The sequence below is a fragment of the Streptomyces humidus genome, assembly GCF_014649655.1.
GTDB lineage: Bacteria > Actinomycetota > Actinomycetes > Streptomycetales > Streptomycetaceae > Streptomyces > Streptomyces humidus.
This window is the reverse complement of record NZ_BMTL01000020.1, coordinates 77,759-95,733: the sequence shown is the minus strand read 5'-3', so window position 1 is coordinate 95,733 and position 17,975 is coordinate 77,759. Positions and strand designations below refer to the sequence as shown.

The following is a 17,975-nucleotide window of genomic DNA, read 5'->3' as shown; positions in this document are numbered from 1 at the left end:
CCCGCCCGGGCAGACAGGCAGGCTGACGGACAGACAGGCCGACGGGGCGAGGACGTCAGCCGACCTGCCGGGCGAACGCGCCGTAGGCCCGCTCGTCGAAGAGGACGAACCTGATCTCCTCGACGTTCGTCCGCACGGCCCGGACCGTCTCCACGGCGATCCGGGCCGCGTCGTCCATCGGCCAGCCGTAGACGCCCGCGGAGACCGCCGGGAAGGCGACGGTACGGGCGCCGTTCTCGTCCGCGACCCGCAGCGACTCCCGATAGCACGAGGCCAGGAGTGCCGACCGGTCCTCGGAGGCGCTGTACACGGGGCCCACGGTGTGGATCACCCAGCGCGCGTCCAGCGCGCCCGCGGTCGTGGCGACCGCCCGGCCGGTGGCGAGCCCCTTGCCGTAGGAGGAGGCGCGCAGGCGGCGGCAGGCGGCGAGGATCTCGGGGCCGCCCCGGCGGTGGATGGCGCCGTCGACGCCACCGCCGCCGAGCAGGGAGGAGTTGGCCGCGTTGACGATGGCGTCCACGGACTGGCGGGTGATGTCGCCCTGGACGAGGGTGATCGTGGTCATGACCGCGTGTATACCCGCAGGAACCGCCGCCCGCTCACTTTTCTTGCCGTCGCAGCCTGCGCCACACGGCTTTCGCCGCGTTGTGGCCCGACATGCCGTGCACGCCCGGCCCGGGCGGCGTGGCCGAGGAGCAGAGGAAGACGGCCGGATGCGGCGTGGCGTACGGAAACGCGGTCGGCTTGGGGCGCAACAGGGTCTGGAGCCCGGAGACCGCTCCGGAGGCGATGTCCCCGCCGACGTAGTTGGCGTTGCGGGCGAAGAGCTCGGCGGGGCCGGCCGTGGCTCGGGCGAGGACACGGTCGCGGAACCCCGGTGCGAAGCGCTCCAGTTGGCGTTCCATGGCGTCGGTGAGGTCGCCGGTCCAGCCGTTGGGCACATGACCGTACGCCCAGAAGACGTGTTTGCCGGCGGGCGCGCGGGTGGGGTCGACCACGCTGGGCTGCACCGTGATCATGAAGGGCCGGTCGGGCGCCCGGCCCTCGCGCGAGGCGGCCCGCAGGGCGGCGCCGATCTCCGCGCTGTCCGCGCCGATCTGCACGGTGCCGGCGCTCCGGGCCTCCCGCGCCGTCCACGGGACCGGGCCGTCGAGCGCATAGTCGATCTTGAAGACGCCGGGGCCGTACTTGTATCCCTCGTAGTGGTTGCCGAAGCCGGCGATGCGGGCGAGGGCGGTGGGCGAGGTGTCGAAGACGTAGGCGCGCGCCGGGGGCAGGTCGTCCAGGCGCTTGACCTCGTAGTCGGTGTGGACGCTGCCGCCGAGGTCCTCGAGGTAGGCCGCCAGCGCGTCGGAGAGGGACTGGGATCCGCCGCGGGCCACCGGCCAGCCGCGGGCGTGCGCGGCGAGGGCGAAGACGAGGCCGACGGCGCTGGTGGCGAAGCCGGTCAGCGGGGCCATGACATGGGCGACGAGCCCGGCGAAGAGGGTCCTGGCAGGTTCGTCGCGAAAGCGCCGGACGAGCCGGCTGGACGGGGGCAGGCCGACCAGGCCGAAGCGGGCCAGAGTGACCGGGTCGCGCGGGAGCGCGGTCAGCGGCAGCGACATGAAGTCGCGGGCCAGGGTGTCCCACTTGGGCAGGAACGGTTCGACCAGGCGGCGGTACGCGCCCGCGTCGCGTGGGCCGAATGAGGCGGCCGTCTCGGCGACCGACCGGGACAGCACCGCGGCGCTGCCGTCGAGGAAGGGGTGCGCCATGGGCAGCTCGGCGTGCAGCCATTCCAGGCCGTAGCGTTCCAGGGGCAGGGCGCGGAAGGCGGGCGAGTTGACGGCCAGGGGGTGTGCGGCGGAGCACGGGTCGTGCCGGAAGCCGGGCAGCGTGAGTTCCTCGGTGCGGGCTCCTCCGCCCACGGTGTCCCGCGCCTCGAACAGCGCCACGGAGAAGCCGCGCCTGGCCAGCTCCACCGCTGCGGTCAGCCCGTTGGGCCCCGCTCCCACCACGACCGCATCGAGCATCGACGGCACTTCGACCCCTTCGTCAGCCGGCGGCCCCGTAGACCGGTGACCCCCGCGATCAGGATATGCCGGGGGTACGACGACACCTGCGGCGCGGGGGACCAACCGGCCGAGGGGCCGAGCCGGCCGGGACGCAGGCGCGGGCGTCGCCCGACTCCCGGGAGCGCCCTGCCCCCCAAGGCCTGCGCTCGAAGCCGGCCCCGGCCCTGCTCAGGGCCGGTCCCGTCCGGAGCCGGTCCCGTCCGGAGCGGCTTCCGTGCACGGCGAGTGGTCCCCGAGCACCGTCGGTGGCCCGACGCGCGGCCGATGCTCCCCGCACTGTCGGTGACCCTGCTCAGGAGGCCTCGCGGAGCGTCTCGCCGCCCGAGAGCAGGTGCGCCACACGTCGGGCCGTCGCCGCGTCCCGGGCCGCGGTGAACGGCAGGGAGTTGCCGCCGGTGACGCGGAACGGCTCGCCGCTGAGGGTGAGATGGGCGCCGCCCGCCTCCTCCACCAGCAGCAGCCCGGCCGCGTGGTCCCAGGCCGCCTCCCAGGAGAACGCGGTGGCGTCCAACTCGCCCCTGGCGATGGCGAGGTACTCCAGCCCGGCCGACCCGCAGGGGCGCGGGGCGACGCCGTCCGTCCGCAGCGTGAGCAGGGCGCGCTTCTGGTCGTCGGTCGTGTAATAGGGGTGCGAGGTGGCCACCGTCAGGGCGCGGCCGGGCTCGGGCGGGCCGGCGGACAGCCGCTCGCCGTCGAGGAAGGCGCCGCCGCCGCGTACCGCCGTGGCCAGCTGGTCGCGGGCCGGGGCGTAGGTCCAGGAGGCGAGCAGGACTCCGTGCCGGACGAGTGCGACCAGGGTGCAGAAGCCGTCGTCCCCGTGCACGAACTGACGTGTTCCGTCGACCGGGTCGACGATCCAGACCGGCGTGTCACCCTGTATCGCCTCGTATGTGGCGGGGTCGGCGTGAACGGCTTCCTCGCCGACGACGACCGAGCCGGGCAGCAGGGCGCCGAGGGCTTCGGTGAGGAACAGCTCGGCGTTGCGGTCGGCGTCCGTCACGAGGTCGTGCGGGCCTGCCTTCTGGTCGATCTCGTGTGCCGCGAGCTGCCGGAAGCGGGGCATGATCTCGGTTGCGGCGGCCTTGCGGACCGCCTCCTCCACGTCGGCCGAGCGGCGGGCGAGAAACTCGTCGATGGTTTCCATGTCTTCGATCATGCCCCCATGAGAGCACGCCCCACTGACAATCCCCTCCCGCTCGGTGCATCCCGGGTGGAATCGGGATGAAGAACAGGACCCGGCCGGTCCGGCGCGCGGGTCAGCGGCCGGTCCCGCCCGGGTCAGCGGCCGACCGCGTACCCCTGCATCCCCCGCGGGTTCGCCGCCGCCGACAGGATGCCGGTCGCCGGGTTGCGGGCGACCGCGCACAGCCGGCCCTCGGACCACGGGTCGCCGAGGGTGACGTCATGGCCGCGTCGTCGCAGCTCCCGGACCACCTCCGCCGGCATGCGGGACTCCACCGTGACGCTGCCCGGACGCATCCCGCGCGGGTAGAAGGAGCCGGGGAAGCCGTCGTTGTGCCAGTTCGGGGCGTCGATCGCGCCCTGGAGGTCGAGACCGCCGCGGACGGTCCCGCGGAGCGCGACGGCGAGCAGGAAGTGCAGCTGCCACTGGTCCTGCTGGTCGCCGCCGGGGGTGCCGAAGGCCAGCACCGGCTCACCGCCGCGCAGGGCGATCGAGGGCGTGAGCGTGGTGCGCGGGCGGCGGCCGGGCGTCAGCGAGTTCGGCAGTCCCTCCTCCAGCCAGGTCATCTGCAGCCGGGTGCCGAGCGGGAAGCCCAGCTCGGGCACGACCGGGTTGGACTGCAGCCAGCCGCCGCTGGGCGTGGCGGCGACCATGTTGCCCCAGCGGTCGACGACGTCCAGGTGACAGGTGTCCCCGCGGGTGCCTCCCCACGCGGTGACGTCCGGCTCGCCCGGCACGGGGGACGTCGGGCCCTTGGCGACCGTCGGCTCGCCGACGCCCATGGGGCTGAAGCCGGGGTCGTCGTCGGCCACCACGCACGCGTGCCCGCTCAGTCGCGGGGCGCGCCCGCCGGGGCTGCCGGGCCGCAGTTCGTACGACGCCTCCTCGCCGATCAGCCGCCGTCGCCGCGCGTTGTAACCGGCGTCGAGCAGCTCGGCCAGCGGGACTTCGGCCGCGTCGCCGTACCAGGCCTCGCGGTCGGCCATGGCGAGCTTGCAGCCCTCGATCAGGAGATGGACGTAGTCGGCGGAGCCGTAGGCGGGCAACTCGGCTGGGAGCAGAGCGAGTTGCTGAAGGAGGACCGGTCCCTGGCTCCAGGGGCCCGCCTTGCAGACCGTCCAGCCGTTCCAGTCGTAGGTCGCCGGCGTCTCGTACGTCGCGGACCAGGCGGCGAGGTCGGCGGCCGTGAGGACTCCGGTGTGGCGTTCGCCGCTGGTGTCGAGAGTGGGCCGGGCGGCCTGCCGGACGAGCGCCTCGGCGACGAATCCGGTCCGCCACACCTCCCGGGCGGCGTCGATGCGCGCCTCCCGGCCGCCCGCACCGGCGGTCTCGGCGAGCAGCCTCTTCCAGGTGGCGGCGAGGGCGGGGTTGCGCAGCGGCTGTCCGGGCCGCGGCGGCCTCCCGTCCGGCAGGTACACCTCCGCGGACGAGGTCCACTCCGTCGCGAAGAGTTCCCGTACGGTCTCGACGGTGGCGCCGACGTTGTCCACGGGTGGGTGTCCGTGCTCGGCGTAGCCGATGGCGTACTTCAGCACGTCGTCGAGGGACTTGGTGCCGTGGTCGCGCAGCAGGAGCATCCAGGCGTCGAAGGCGCCGGGCACCGCGGCGGCGAGCGGCCCCGTCCCGGGCACGAGGTCGAGGCCCAGCCCCCGGTAGTGCGCGACCGTGGCGCCCGCGGGCGCCACGCCCTGCCCGCAGAGCACCCGCACCTCGCCGCCGGCCGGGGCGAGGAGGACGGGCGCCTCTCCGGCGGGCCCGTTGAGGTGCGGTTCGACGACGTGCAGGACGAAGGCGCCGGCCACGGCCGCGTCGAAGGCGTTGCCGTCGCTCTCCAGGACGGCCATCGCCGACTGCGCGGCGAGCCAGTGGGTGGCGGACACCATGCCGAAGGACCCCTGAAGCGTGGGCCGGGTGGTGAACCGCATCTCTGACCGCCTCCCCGTGACGCGCCGCCGGAAACCCGTCACAGTATGCCCGGCCCGTCTCCGGCATCCCGGCCCCCTTCCCCTCCCGCACGCGGACGGAGGCCGTCGCCGACCTGTCATGCCTACCTGTCATGCCCGCGGGCCAGGCTCCCGGGTCCGGCGACGGCCACGCCACCCGACGACGGCGCAATATGCACGAAAAGGCAGGTGAAGGGATAATCGAGACAGCCCGGTGAGGGGCAACCGTCCCCGACCCCGTCCGCGGCGTTCTCCCGGCGTCCCGTCCTCCCGGCTCCCCCACTGACCATGAACAGGCAGGTAGGACCATGTCGAAGAAACCACGTTCGTCCGAACCCCCGCACGGCAAGGGCCCGAGCCGTCACGAGGGCGCCGGACAGCACGGCTGGTCACCCGATGTGGACGAGACGCGTCAGCAGGACAACCCGAGCGCCGAGCGCTCCTTCCGCGCGGCGGAGCACGCCGAGGGACGGGGCCGGGGCCGGACCAGGTCCGCCGAGGAGACGAGGTCCGTTCCGGGTGACACCGTCAGAAGTCACGGTGCACGCGGGGAGGAGTACGGCGACGCGGACGAGAAGGGCCGGCGGGACACCGGACGCAAGGGCCGCGCCCAGCGCCCCAGCGGCGCCAGGGACGCCTCCGCCACCACCGGCGTGGACCCGCAGGACCCGCCCGCCGGGCCCCGGCGGGGCTGACGGCCCGTCTCAGCAGATCCGCGGCAGCTGCTCCCCGATCGGCAGATCGACCACCCGTGTTCCGCCCAGGCCGGTGGAGGCCACGACCATGCCGGGGTGCGCCTCGACCGCCTCGCCGATGATCGCGGACTCCGCCCCCAGCGGATGCGCCCGCATCGCCTCGAGGACGGCGTCGGCGTGCTCGCGCGGGACGAAGGCCACCAGCTTGCCCTCGTTGGCGATGTACATGGGGTCCAGCCCGAGAATGGCGCAGGCGTTGGCCACGGCCGGTGGCACCGGAACGTCGCGCTCCCTGATGACCACCCCCGTGCCGGAGGCCTCCGCGATCTCGTTGAGCGCCGCCGCCAGGCCGCCCCGGGTGGGATCGCGCAGCACGTGCAGATCCGGGGTGACGCCGAGCATGGCGTCGACCAGGCCGCCGAGCGCCGCGCAGTCGCTCTGGATCTCCACCCCGAACTCCAGGCCCTCGCGCACGCTCATGACCGCCACCCCGTGGACGCCGACGGGACCGCTGACGATCACGACGTCGCCCGGGACGACGCGCTGCGGCCGCAGGTCGACGCCCGCGGGGACGACGCCGATGCCCGCGGTGTTGACGTAGATCCCGTCGCCGTGACCGGCCTCGACCACCTTGGTGTCGCCGGTGGCCACCTCCACACCGGCGGTGCGCGCGGCCGCTCCGAGCGCCTCGGACACCCGCCTGACCACGTCCAGTTCGACGCCCTCCTCCAGGATGAATCCGCAGGAGAGGTAGGCGGCGCGGGCGCCGCTCATGGCGAGGTCGTTGACGGTGCCGTTGACGGCCAGGTCGCCGATGCTGCCGCCGGGGAAGAACAGCGGCCGCACCACGTATGAGTCGGTGGAGAACGCCAGCCGGGCGCCCCCGAGGGAGAGGACGGCGGCGTCGCCGAGCTGCGCCAGTGCCTCCCCGCCGTAGGCGGGGGCGAAGATCTGCCGGACCAGTTCGGCGGAGAGGACTCCCCCGCCGCCGTGGCCCATGACGACGCGGGGCCGGTCGCGCACCGGCGCCGGGCACGTCCACGCCTCGAGGTCCAGGGCGGGGACGGGGACGGGGAGATCAGTGGTGTCAGACAACGGGGCTCGCCTCCCGGGCCGCGGTGGTGGGCACGTCCAGTCGCCGGTAGAGGTAGTAGGCGGCGCAGGCCCCCTCGCTGGAGACCATGGTGGCCCCCAGGGGGGTGCGCGGGGTGCACAGGGTGCCGAAGGCCTCGCACTCGTGCGGCTTGAGCAGCCCTTGCAGCACCTCTCCGCTGCGGCACGCGGCGGGTTCCTCCGTACAGATCCCGCCGACCGCGAAGCGGTGCTCGGCGTCGTGCTCGCGGTACTTCGGCGACAGCCGCCAGCCACTGTCGGGGATCACGCCGATACCGCGCCAGGACCGGTCGGTGACCTCGAAGACGTCCTCCAGCATGGCCCGGGCGGCCGGGTTGCCCTCCGGACGGACGGCGCGGGCGTAGGCGTTGTCGACGGTGTGCTCACCGCGTTCCAGCTGGCGGACGGCCCGGCGTACGCCTTCGAGGATGTCCAGCGGCTCGAAGCCCGTCACGACGATCGGGACGCGGAAGCGTTCCGCCAGGTCCGGGTACTCCTCCACGCCCATCACGCTGCACACGTGCCCGGCCGCGAGGAAGCCCTGCACCCGGCAGCTCGGCGACGACATGATCGCCTCGATGGCGGGCGGCACCCGGACGTGGGACACCAGCATGCTGAAGTTGCGGATGCCCAGCTTGCGGGCCTGGTGGACCGTCATGGCGTTGGGGGGCGCCGTCGTCTCGAAGCCGATGCCGAAGAACACCACCTCGCGGTCGGGGTTCTGGCGCGCGATGCGCAGCGCGTCGAGCGGCGAGTAGACGACGCGCACGTCGCCGCCTTCCCCGCGGACCTGGAACAGGTCCCGTCCGGTGCCCGGCACGCGCAGCATGTCGCCGAAGGAACAGAAGATCACCCCCGGCCGGGAGGCGATCTCCAGCGCCTTGTCGATGACCTCCAGCGGGGTCACGCACACCGGGCAGCCGGGGCCGTGGATCAGTTCGACCTCGTCCGGCAGGAGCTGGTCGATGCCGTGGCGGATGATGCTGTGCGTCTGGCCTCCGCACACCTCCATCAGCGCCCACGGCCTGGTCACCGTGGCGTGGATGTCGTCGAGGAGCCGGCGGGCCAGCTCCGGGTCCTGGAACTCGTCGATGTACTTCACTTCCGCACCTCCCGCACCGCGTCCTCGCCGGTCTCGACGGCCGCCGCGGCCTCCCAGGGATCGCCGAACTCCTCCTGCAGCATGCCGAGTTCGGCGAAGAGTTCGAGGGTCTGGCGCGCCGACTCCTCGTCCAGCCGCTGCAGGGCGAAGCCGACGTGGACGATGGCGTACTCGCCGACCCCGAGGTCGGGCAGGTACTCCAGGCACACCTCCTTGACCACGCCTCCGAAGTCGACCGTGGCCATCCGGGTACCGTCCCGGTCCTCGATGTCCAGCACTCTGCCGGGTACCGCCAGGCACATGTGCCTCTCCTCGCTGTCGGTCGCGCGTTGTCCGTCGGTTCGCTCGGTGGGTGGGCTGCTCAGTCGGCCGCTCGGCCGGCGGGGGTCGCGCGGCCGGCGGGGGTCGCTCGGCCGGCGGGGGTCGCGCGGGCGGCCACCATCAGCTGGCCCAGGGCCAGGCCGCCGTCGTTCGGCGGCACCAGCCGGTGGCGCAGGACGGTGAAGCCGTCCTCGCGCAGGGCGGCGGCACAGGCCGAGGAGAGCAGCGTGTTGGCGAACACGCCGCCCGTCAGGGCGACCGTGTCCGGTCCGTGCCGCTCCCGGGCCAGCGTGCAGATCCGGTGCACCAGGCCGGTCACGCCGCGGTGGAAGCGAGCCGCGACCACGGCCGGCCCGACGCCCGCGCGCAGGTCGTCGACGATCGCCGCGAGCACGGGCGCGGGGTCGGCCCGCACGGCGCCGCCCGCGCCGTCCCGCGCCGCGTGCAGGGCGAAGTCGTACGCGGTGGAGTCCCCGGCGGGTGCGCGCAGGGCCGCGCCCTCCAGCTCGACGGCGGCCTGCGCCTCGTATCCGGCGTGGTGGCACACCCCGGCGAGCGAGGACACGGCGTCGAAGAGCCGGCCCATGCTGGAGGTGGGCACGCAGTGCAGGTCGCGCTCCAACTGCCTCTCCAACACGCTTAGTTCACCGGGCGGGCAGGCGGCCGTGCAGGCGAGGTCCGCGGACCAGGGGATCCCGGCCGCCCTCAGGTGGGACAGCGCCATGCGGTAGGGACGGCGCACCGCGGCGTCGCCGCCGGGCAGCGGGACGTACGCGAGGTGCCCGAAGCGGGTGAAGCCGTCATAGTCCGCGAGGAGGAACTCCCCGCCCCACACGGCTCCGTCGTCGCCGTGGCCCGTCCCGTCGAAGGCGACGCCGATCACCGGCCGGGCGCCGTCCAGTCCGTGCTCGGCCATCGCGGAGGCGACATGCGCGTGGTGGTGCTGAACGCGAACGACGGGACGGCGCCCCGCGTTCCGGTCGGCCCATCGGGCGGAGCGGTAGCCCGGATGCCGGTCGGACGCCACGGTCGCGGGCTGCACCCCGGTGATGAACTCCAGCTGTTCCACGGCCCGTTCGAAGGCAGCTTGCGTGCCGACGTCGTCCATGTCGCCGATGTGCGCCGACAGCCAGGCTCGGCGGCCCGACCCCAGGCAGAAGGCGTTCTTCAGGTCCGAGCCGACGGCGAGGGCCGGCCGCACCGGCAGCGGCAGCGTGAGCGGCAGCGGGGCGTAGCCGCGGGAACGGCGGACGACCAGCGGCTCTCCGTCGCAGACGCGGACCACGGAGTCGTCGCACGGGACATGGATCGGGCGGTCGTGCGTGAGCCAGGCGTCGGCCAGGTGCGCGAGCCGCTCCAGGGCCTCGGTGTCGTCGGTGACGATCGGTTCGCCGGACACGTTGCCGCTGGTCATGACGAGCAGCCGGGGGCCGTCCGGGTCCCCGGGCAGGCCGAGCAGCAGATGGTGCAGGGGGGTGTACGGCAGCAGTACGCCGAGGTCGGGACTGCCGGGCGCGACGGCCTCGGCGGGCCGCGGAGCCCCGGCCGTGCACGACGGGTGCGGACCCCGCCTCATGAGGACGACCGGCCTGGCCCGGTCTTCGAGCAGGCTCCGCTCCTCTGGGCCCATCCGCACGAGGTGGCGGACGTCGTCCGCGGTCCGTGCCATGACGGCGAACGGCTTGTCCCCGCGCGCCTTGCGGCGTCGCAGGAGGGAGACCGCCGCCTGGTCCGTGGCGTCGCAGGCGAGGTGGTAGCCGCCCAGGCCCTTCACGGCGAGGGTCGCGCCCCGGGCCAGCAGGGCGCGTGCCTCGGTGACCGGGTCTCCCCCGACGGCGCTCGGGGGGCCGGGCCGCCCGGCGGCGAGCAGTCGCAGCCGCGGCCCGCAGGCGAGGCAGGCGACCGGCTGTGCGTGGAAGCGGCGGTCGGCCGGATCGGCGTACTCGCGGGCGCAGTCGGGGCACATCGCGAAGCCGGCCATGGTGGTGTGGGCCCGGTCGTACGGCACGCCGGTGACGATGGTGAAGCGCGGCCCGCAGTGGGTGCAGTTGACGAAGGGGTGGCGGTGCCGCCGGTCCGCGGGGTCGGCCAGCTCGGCGAGGCAGTCGGCGCAGGTGGCGGTGTCCGGGGAGACGAGGGTGCGGGCCGGTCCGTCGGCCCGGGAGGTGAGGATGGTGAACCCGCTGCCGCCGGCCGGAGGCAGCTCCCGGTGGTGGACGGAGTCGACGCGGGCCAGCGGGGGCGCCTGGGCGGCGATCCGGTCGCAGAACAGGGCCACGGCCGAGGCGGCGCCCTCGACCTCGGCGACGACTCCCTCCGGGGTGTTGGTCACGTGCCCGGCCAGGGCGAGTTCGGTGGCGAGGCCGTACAGGTAGGGCCGGAAGCCCACGCCCTGCACCACTCCCCGGACGGTGACCAGTCGGCGTCGCGGGGAGTCCTCGGTGACGGCGGCCGCGGCCTGCGCGGCGCTCACGGGTGAGTGTGGGCCATCGCGTCGGCGGCTTCCGGCTGCGCGTGCGTGTGCCCGTGGTGGGGGTGCGAACGGGCCATGACGGGCTCGTGGACGGGTGCGCCGTCCGCGGCCGCCAGCGCCCGGTCGAGCAGCGCGCCGACTCCCCGCCCCCGGCGTGCCGAGGTCAGGATCACCTCGACTCCCGGGTTGACCTGCTCCACGTTGGCGCGGAACGCATCCTCGTCGAACTCGACGGCCTGCGCGATGTCGGTCTTGGTGACCACGACGAGGTGGGCCAGGCCGAAGGCGGTGGGGTACTTGAGCGGCTTGTCCTCGCCCTCCGTGACGGAGGCGAGGGTGACCCGCAGGGTCTCCCCGAGGTCGTAGGAGGCCGGGCAGACGAGATTGCCGACGTTCTCCACGAACAGCAGGCGGGTGCCGTCGGGCAGCCAGCCGTCCAGGTGCCCGGCGAGCATCCCCGCCTCCAGATGACACAGTCCGTCGGTGAGGACCTGCTTGACCGGGACGCCCGAACGCGCCAGGCGGGCCGCGTCGTTCTCGGTGGCGAGATCGGCGCTCAGAGCGGCGACGGGAACGGACCGCTCGCGCGCCCGCAGCAGTTCGCGCTCCAGCAGCGCGGTCTTGCCGCTGCCCGGACTGGACAGCAGGTTGACGACCGCGGTGCCGCGGCCGGCGAGGTGAGCGCGCAGGTCGTGGGCGCTCGCGTCGTTCTTCGCGAGTACGGCCCGGCGCAGGTCGACGACACGGCACATGGTTCAGCGCTCCTCGGGGATCGGTTCGCGGGCGGGTGCGGGCGGGGAGCCTCCGTCCACCCAGTGCACGTCGACGATCTGCAGTTCCCTGCCCGCGAGCAGCTCGGTACCCGTGCCGTCGCAGACGGGACAGGTCAGCCGGGGCGGCATGCCGACGGCCCATTCGTGTGCGCAGGGCGTGCAGCGGGCCCGCCCCGGCACCGCTTCGGTGACCAGTTCGGCGCCTTCCAGCACCGTTCCGGCGCAGACCAGTTCGAAGCAGAAGGCGAGTGCGTCGGGGACGACTCCGGCCAGTTCGCCGACCTGGAGCCGTACCGACCGCACCGCCGTGACGTCACCGGCCCGCCCGGCGGCCTCGGCCACCTGGTCGACGACGGCCAGCGCGACGGACATCTCGTGCATGGGTCACCGTCCTTCCGCGGCCTGCCTCGGACCGGCCTTCATTAGAGGCGGGCGACGCCGGGCCGCACGGTCCGGCGCGCCGTCACCGGCCGGCGGGTACGCCGTTCGCCGCAACAGCACGACAGGGCTGGGCACACCGGCGGCGCCCTCGGTTCACATCCGCCGCATCCGCAGATAGCGCCTCAGGTCGGGAAACACCTCGGCGCCGAACGCGACCAGGGCCGCCAGGGCCGCTCCGCCGAAGACGAACTTCTTCATCCTGACTCTCCTCATGTCGAGATCCCACCGGCCGTGGCCCGCGGCGCGGACTCTCCCGGCTCGCCGTCGCGCAGCAGTTCTTCGATCAGCCGGACGGCCTCCGGCACGGCGTCGGCCACCGGCGCGCTGAGGCCGATGCCCTCGTCCACCGAGGCCGGTTCGCATCCGACGACCAGGACGCGGCGCGGCGGCTCGCCGCCGGTCCCGGCGCACAGGGTGCCCAGCAGCGCAAGGACGGCGTCCGGGGTCATCCGGTGGCCGTCCAACGCGGGCGCGGCGGGCGAGGGGCTCCCGGCGCCGATGTCGTGGTCGATCACGTACAGCGTGCCGGGAGCCTCGCCGCGCGCCGTGGCGTCCACCAGGACGACGGTGTCGTAGCCGTCCAGGAGCTGATAGGCGAGGTGCACTCCGCGCACCCCGATGTCCACGACCTCGACGTGTGCGGGCAGTTCGCGCCCGGCGAGCCGGCGGGCGGTCTCCACGCCGAAGCCGTCGTCCGAGAGGAAGACGTTGCCGATGCCCGCCACGAGCGTCCTGTGGCGTGCGGGTGGGGAGGGGTTCATGCCGGGTCCTCCAGCGGTGTGACCTCGTCGGGCTGGAAGTACAGGAACCGTCCCTGCTCGCGGCGGATGTCGGCGCCCGGGTCGCCCTCGACCGTGACCGCCAGGTGCACCGCGCCGTCGACGTCGTGCAGCACGGCCTCGACCGTCGCGGCGCGGCCGTGCAGGAAGATGTCCTGCGCGTCGCTGCGGCGCAGGCCCGGGCGCAGTGCGACGCGGCTGCCCTTGCCCACGCGGCGGCCGTCCACGACGACGTGGTCCCGCGCCGGGTCGAAGCCCGCCTCGCTCGCGGGATCCCACCAGGGGGTGTCCGGCCGCTGCACCCCGTGCTCGTCGGGGAAGCCGCCGTCCGGCGCGGCGGAGGCGGGGGCGGTGGGGGCCGGGCCGGTCGCCTCGCGCAGACCGCGCACCGCGCCGTGCAGCCGCTCCAGCACCTCGGGCGGCATCGAGTCGGCCAGCTCGATCACGGCGGCGGCCCGCTCGTCGGTGCCCCGGGCCTCGCGTTTCTCCTCGTCGGTGAGGGCCGCGGTGCGCAGCGCCAGGATCTCGTCGATCTCGGTGGCGTCGTAGAGCGCGCCGGGGCTCTCCGGCGCGATGGCCGGATGGTCCTCCAGGATGATCGGCGAGGACAGCACCAGGTCGGCGCTGCCGGGTTCGCCGGCGAGCACGGGCCAGGTGTGCAGGTTGCGGCAGGCGGCGACCGCGCCCCTGGCCCACTCGGGGGGATCGGTCATCGACAGGAACGACCCGGCGCTGAGGGCCATGAGGAGGTGGGTGGCCACCAGGGAGTGCCGCAGCGCCGCGTCCCGGCCCGCGTCACGGGCGTCGGACGGCGTCCAGGCACTGGTGTTCTCGACGACGGCGGTCAGCCGCAGGGCCCGGTAGGGGCCGTCGAGTTCGCGGGCGGACAGCCGGATCGTCCCGCTGATCTCCTCGCGCCGCCGCAGCAGTCGGCCGACGGTGCGGCCGGCCGCGTCCAGGACCGGTTCGGCGTCCTCCCCGGCGGGTCGGCGGAAGGGATGCGTGACGCCGTCGCCGAGGAGGTCGTCCACCGGGGCGACCACCTCGACGCGTTCCTCGGCCCCCTCGTCCCAGGGCATCAGCACCCGGTCGTCGAGGCGGAGTTCGGCGACCGTGTCGAAGCCGCCGTCCGGGCGGGCCCGTTGCACGGTGCGCCGTCGCGCGTGCAGGAAGCGCACCTCGACCGAGAGGGTCGCGCCCGCCCCCGGTTCCATCAGGCATTCGGTGTGCTGGAAGTCGTGCTCCTCGCACTCGGCGCCCCAGCCGGGCGGCACCAGCACCCCGAACTGCCAGCGCAGCCGGTTCTTGGCCGCCGAGGCGCGGTACGGGTAGAGCACATAGCCCTCGAAGAGGACGGCGTCGGCCACCTGCCGGGCGAGGGCGAACCGCTCCTGCGTCTCGGAGGGGAACGCGGTCACGGTCACGGATCCGTCCTTCCGGTGGTGCCGGTGAGCGCGCGCAGCGGGTCGCTGCGGGGCGGGTCCGCGGCGGCGCCGTCGTCGAGGAGGGCCTCGAGGGTCGCCTCCCAGGAGGGCAGCGCGCGCCGGGAGCGGTAGGCGAGGAGGGCGTCCATGGTGTCGCGCGGCAGGCGGATCCAGCCGCAGCCGGGGAAGTGCTGCTCGACCATCTCCCGCCAGGTCGCGACCGGCATCCGGTAGGCCGCCTCGCGGTCCCACGGCACGGGCTCCACCTGGAAACCGCCGTCCCCGGTGAAGGCCGTGCCGGAGAACAGCATCAGCAGCGGGACCTCGCCGCCGGTGAGGGCGGTGAGGTAGCGGGTCCCCGCGATGTCCATGTCGTAGGTGCAGGGCACCACGAGGTCGGCCTCGGTCTCGCCGGTGAAACCCGGGACCATGAGCGCGATCTGGGCGAACTGCACCGGCTGGAGCGTGCTGCCCCAGCGGGAGCGCTCGCCGAAGAGGTCCGCGAGGCCGTCGGCCTCCGCGGGCCCGTAGCCGCGGCGCGCCGGTTCGATGCGGATCTGGCAGCGCAGCGCGAGGGCGTGCACGCGTGCGCCGCCGGCGGCGGTCACGCGCAGCCGGAAGACGAGGGTCGGTCCGGCGGCGTAGCGGTCGGCGCGCACGCCCGTGCAGGCGAAGGAGAACTCCGTCACGGGCGCACCGCCTCGTCCACGGGCCGGGCGCGTCGCGCGACGTCCGCGAAGAACGCGTCCAGAGCGGCGCGGGCCTCGGCCCCGCCGTCGAAGCCCTGCCACAACAGGCGCATGCGGCCGACGAGTTCGTAGCAGATGTCGATGGGGACGAGGTGGCACTCGAAGCGGCCGTCGGTGCGGCGCAGCAGCAGCGCCTCCACGTCGGGTTCGAGCAGCTCGGCGAGGGGGCTGCGGCCGAGGACCGCCGTCCAGGCGGCCGGTTCGAGTTCGCTCTCGGTGGCTCCGGCCGGGCTCGGGTAGAGGGCGACCAGCCGGTCGAGCGCGGCGTTGCGGAACAGGAAGGCGACGCCGACCGGGATCTGCAGCGCGTCCCACGCGCTCTCGTCGAGGCGGTGACCGGGGTCGGTGAGGTAGCGGGCCGGGACGGTGCGGAAGCGGCCCGCGGCGGCGCCCGGCTGTTCCATCAGCAGCGCACAGGCGGTGCAGGCGCAGACCAGGGCGCGCTTTTCCGTGTCGACCAGGTGGCGGTGGCCGGCCTCGGGCACGGCCACCGCGCACAGTTCGCAGCGCTCGGGCCGCGGCGTGCGCTCGGTGCGGAACCTGCGCAGTCCGGCGGGGTGCGCGCGCCGGGCGGGCGCCGGGGAAGCGTTCATCGGGTCCCCGTCGGGCCCGCCGGCCCGGTGCCGATCTGGAGGAGCGCGGGCCCGGACGGCCCGGTCCGCACGTCGACGGCCGTGACCTCCGGCGCGAAGCAGGCGAGGGCCGCGCGCGCGGCCTCCCGGGCGCTCGCGCCGGAGCCGCAGCCACAGCCGCTCGACTCCCCGGCCCGCAGGGTCAGGGCGCCGCTCTCCTCGTCGAAGTCCACGACGTCCAGGGCGTGTTCCCGGACGCTGCCGAGGGCCCGGGCGATACGGGTGTCGCGGTCCTCGGGGTGCAGGTCGTGCAGGACGAGGAGGCTCGCGACGAGTTCGTCCCCGAGCAGGACGGCGAGCGGGTCGCCCGGAGCGTCGGACAGCAGGTGCAGGACGCGGGCCAGGCCCGAGCCGTAGAAGTCCATGAGGGAGCGGACCAGTTCCTCGGCCGCCGCCGCGGCGGCCGGGTCGCTCCCGGCCAGCCGGTCCAGCACCTCCTCGACCCGGCGCCCGGTCTGCTCCGCGTCGACGGGTCGCGCCGTCGTCGGCGCGCTCATCCGCCCAGTCCGCTCAGGCCGGTGGGCACGTGCATCGACTTCACCGTCTTGCCGCCGCCGACGTACATGTGGACGCCGCAGGGAAGACAGGGGTCGAAGCTGCGGACGGCGCGCATGATGTCGATGCCCTTGAAGTCGTCCGGGGTGTTCTCCTCGAAGATCGGGGTGTTCTGCACTGCGTCCTCGTACGGGCCCGGGGTGCCGTAGGAGTCGCGGACGCTGGCGTTCCAGGGGGTGGGCGGGTAGGGGTGGTAGTTGGCGATCTTTCCGTCCCGGATCACCATGTGGTGGGAGAGGACTCCACGGACCGCCTCGGTGAAACCGACGCCGATGCCCTCCTGGGGCACCTCGAACTTCTCCCAGGTCTGGGTGCGTCCGGCGCGGACCTCCTCCAGGCCCTTCTCCGCGAAGTGCAGCGCGACGGCGGCGGAGTACGCCTGGAAGTAGGTGCGCGCGCGGTTGCGCTCCAGCGCGTTGGACCACTTCGGGATGTTCCACTCGAAGGTGGTCTCCGGCTTGGTCATGGTGCGCGGCAGGTTGATGACCACGCTGTGCCCGGTGGCCTTGACGTAGCCGATGTCGACGAGTCCGGACAGGGCGGTGGACCACAGGCGGGCGATGGGGCCGCCTCCGGTGTCCAGGGCGAGGTGGTCCTTGCCGTCGAACCAGCGCGGGGACATGACCCAGCTGTACTTGTCGTCGAAGTCCCGCTTCTGCGGGGCGGGGATGGTGTGCTGGTTCCACGGGTGGCGCGGGTCCACCGGGTTGCCCAGCGGGTCATGGGTGACGAACTGCTCCTGGCCCCGCCAGTCCTCGTAGTAGGAGCTGCCCAGCAGGATGCGGATGCCGAGGTTGATCTCGGTGAGGTCGTTGGTGACCAGCTTGCCGTCGACGACGATGCCGGGCGTGACGAACATCCGCCGGCCCCAGTCCGTCATGTTGGCGTAGGTGAAGTCGCAGTACTCCGGGTCGTTCAGCGCTCCCCAGCAGCCGAGCAGGACACGGCGGCGGCCCACTTCCTCGTAGCCGGGCAGCGCCTCGTAGAAGAAGTCGAACAGGTCGTCGTGCAGGGGCACAACGCGCTTCATGAACTCGACGTAGCGCATCAGCCGGCTGAGGTAGTCGGTGAAGAGCTGCACGGAGGCGATGGTGCCGACGCCGCCCGGGTAGAGGGTGGAGGGGTGCACATGGCGGCCCTCCATCAGGCAGAACATCTCGCGGGTGTAGCGGCTGACCTGGAGGGCCTCGCGGTAGAACTCCCCTTCGAGGGGGTTCAGCGAGCGCATGATGTCGGCGATGGTGCGGTAGCCGTGCTCGGCCGCGTGCGGGGCCTCGGTGCGCTCGGCGAGTGCGAGGACGCCGGGGTTGGTCTCCCTGACCATCTTCTCGCAGTAGTCGACCCCGACCAGGTTCTCCTGGAAGATGTTGTGGTCGAACATGTACTCCGCGGACTCGCCGAGGTTGATGATCCATTCGGCGAGGTTCGGGGGCTTCACGCCGTACGCCATGTTCTGCGCGTACACCGAGCAGGTGGCGTGGTTGTCGCCGCAGATCCCGCAGATGCGGCTGGTGATGAAGTGGGCGTCGCGCGGGTCCTTGCCGCGCATGAAGACGCTGTAGCCGCGGAAGACCGACGAGGTGCTGTAGCACTCCGCGACCCGCTTCTGCTTGAAGTCGATCTTCGTGTGGATGCCCAGGCTGCCCACGATCCGGGTGATCGGGTCCCAGGCCATCTCCACCAGGCCGCTGCCGTCGCCGGCCGCCTTCGTCGTTGCCATCGTCTTTGCCGTGCC

General features: G+C 73.7%; 18 protein-coding genes. 1 reads left to right on the top strand and 17 read right to left on the bottom strand.

Annotated elements, in window-relative coordinates:
• Positions 1–55: 55 nt before the first annotated feature.
• From IE239_RS23370 to IE239_RS23355, 4 genes are all read right to left on the bottom strand, one after another.
• Complete coding sequence (locus IE239_RS23370) at positions 56–565, bottom strand: O-acetyl-ADP-ribose deacetylase (protein ID WP_190151329.1); 510 nt, start codon at positions 563–565, stop codon at positions 56–58.
• A 34-nt stretch (positions 566–599) separates the two neighbouring features.
• Entirely contained in the window at positions 600–2,015 is a 1,416-nt protein-coding gene (locus IE239_RS23365) for a phytoene desaturase family protein (RefSeq protein ID WP_190151402.1), read from the bottom strand.
• 334 nt (positions 2,016–2,349) lie between these two features.
• A complete protein-coding gene (locus IE239_RS23360; RefSeq protein WP_190151328.1) occupies positions 2,350–3,213 on the bottom strand; it encodes an inositol monophosphatase family protein in 864 nt (287 codons plus the stop codon).
• 122 nt (positions 3,214–3,335) lie between these two features.
• A complete protein-coding gene (locus tag IE239_RS23355; protein ID WP_190151327.1) occupies positions 3,336–5,165 on the bottom strand; it encodes a gamma-glutamyltransferase family protein in 1,830 nt (609 codons plus the stop codon).
• A gap of 326 nt (positions 5,166–5,491) precedes the next feature.
• On the opposite strand from IE239_RS23355, the gene IE239_RS23350 reads away from it, so the two are divergent.
• Entirely contained in the window at positions 5,492–5,878 is a 387-nt protein-coding gene (locus IE239_RS23350) for a hypothetical protein (RefSeq protein ID WP_190151326.1), read from the top strand.
• 9 nt (positions 5,879–5,887) lie between these two features.
• Here the strand turns inward: IE239_RS23350 and hypE are convergent, their stop codons facing one another.
• The 13 genes from hypE to IE239_RS23290 all read right to left on the bottom strand — a co-directional run bounded on the left by hypE (position 5,888) and on the right by IE239_RS23290 (position 17,960).
• Positions 5,888–6,973, bottom strand: coding sequence for a hydrogenase expression/formation protein HypE (hypE, locus tag IE239_RS23345; protein ID WP_308435408.1), 1,086 nt, complete (start codon positions 6,971–6,973; stop codon positions 5,888–5,890).
• Positions 6,966–8,093 carry a hydrogenase formation protein HypD gene (hypD, locus tag IE239_RS23340; RefSeq protein WP_190151325.1) on the bottom strand — a complete coding sequence of 376 codons (1,128 nt, stop codon included), beginning with the start codon at positions 8,091–8,093 and terminating at the stop codon, positions 6,966–6,968. Before hypD ends, hypE begins: the two co-directional genes overlap by 8 nt.
• The gene (locus IE239_RS23335) at positions 8,090–8,395 is read right to left on the bottom strand and encodes a HypC/HybG/HupF family hydrogenase formation chaperone (protein WP_190151324.1); all 306 of its coding nucleotides are present in this window, start codon (positions 8,393–8,395) and stop codon (positions 8,090–8,092) included. The genes hypD and IE239_RS23335 overlap by 4 nt, the downstream gene beginning before the upstream one ends.
• Before the next feature lie 59 nt (positions 8,396–8,454).
• On the bottom strand, positions 8,455–10,887 hold the full coding sequence (gene hypF / locus IE239_RS23330) for a carbamoyltransferase HypF (protein ID WP_190151323.1): 2,433 nt from the start codon (positions 10,885–10,887) through the stop codon (positions 8,455–8,457).
• Entirely contained in the window at positions 10,884–11,639 is a 756-nt protein-coding gene (gene hypB, locus IE239_RS23325; RefSeq protein ID WP_190151322.1) for a hydrogenase nickel incorporation protein HypB, read from the bottom strand. The genes hypF and hypB overlap by 4 nt, the downstream gene beginning before the upstream one ends.
• 3 nt (positions 11,640–11,642) lie before the next feature.
• A complete protein-coding gene (locus IE239_RS23320; protein WP_190151321.1) occupies positions 11,643–12,041 on the bottom strand; it encodes a hydrogenase maturation nickel metallochaperone HypA/HybF in 399 nt (132 codons plus the stop codon).
• A 153-nt stretch (positions 12,042–12,194) separates the two neighbouring features.
• Positions 12,195–12,299, bottom strand: a complete 105-nt coding sequence (locus IE239_RS43300; RefSeq protein WP_373308131.1) for a DUF6893 family small protein — start codon at positions 12,297–12,299, stop codon at positions 12,195–12,197.
• Between the two features lie 11 nt (positions 12,300–12,310).
• On the bottom strand, positions 12,311–12,862 hold the full coding sequence (locus IE239_RS23315) for a hydrogenase maturation protease (protein WP_190151320.1): 552 nt from the start codon (positions 12,860–12,862) through the stop codon (positions 12,311–12,313).
• Entirely contained in the window at positions 12,859–14,304 is a 1,446-nt protein-coding gene (locus IE239_RS23310) for a hypothetical protein (protein WP_190151319.1), read from the bottom strand. The genes IE239_RS23315 and IE239_RS23310 overlap by 4 nt, the downstream gene beginning before the upstream one ends.
• Positions 14,301–14,993, bottom strand: a complete 693-nt coding sequence (locus IE239_RS23305) for a DUF6084 family protein (RefSeq protein WP_190151318.1) — start codon at positions 14,991–14,993, stop codon at positions 14,301–14,303. The genes IE239_RS23310 and IE239_RS23305 overlap by 4 nt, the downstream gene beginning before the upstream one ends.
• Complete coding sequence (locus IE239_RS23300) at positions 14,990–15,646, bottom strand: DUF5947 family protein (protein WP_190151317.1); 657 nt, start codon at positions 15,644–15,646, stop codon at positions 14,990–14,992. The genes IE239_RS23305 and IE239_RS23300 overlap by 4 nt, the downstream gene beginning before the upstream one ends.
• Entirely contained in the window at positions 15,643–16,182 is a 540-nt protein-coding gene (locus tag IE239_RS23295; protein ID WP_190151316.1) for a NifU-related iron-sulfur-binding protein, read from the bottom strand. The genes IE239_RS23300 and IE239_RS23295 overlap by 4 nt, the downstream gene beginning before the upstream one ends.
• Positions 16,179–17,960 carry a nickel-dependent hydrogenase large subunit gene (locus IE239_RS23290; RefSeq protein ID WP_190151315.1) on the bottom strand — a complete coding sequence of 594 codons (1,782 nt, stop codon included), beginning with the start codon at positions 17,958–17,960 and terminating at the stop codon, positions 16,179–16,181. The genes IE239_RS23295 and IE239_RS23290 overlap by 4 nt, the downstream gene beginning before the upstream one ends.
• Positions 17,961–17,975: the final 15 nt, after the last annotated feature.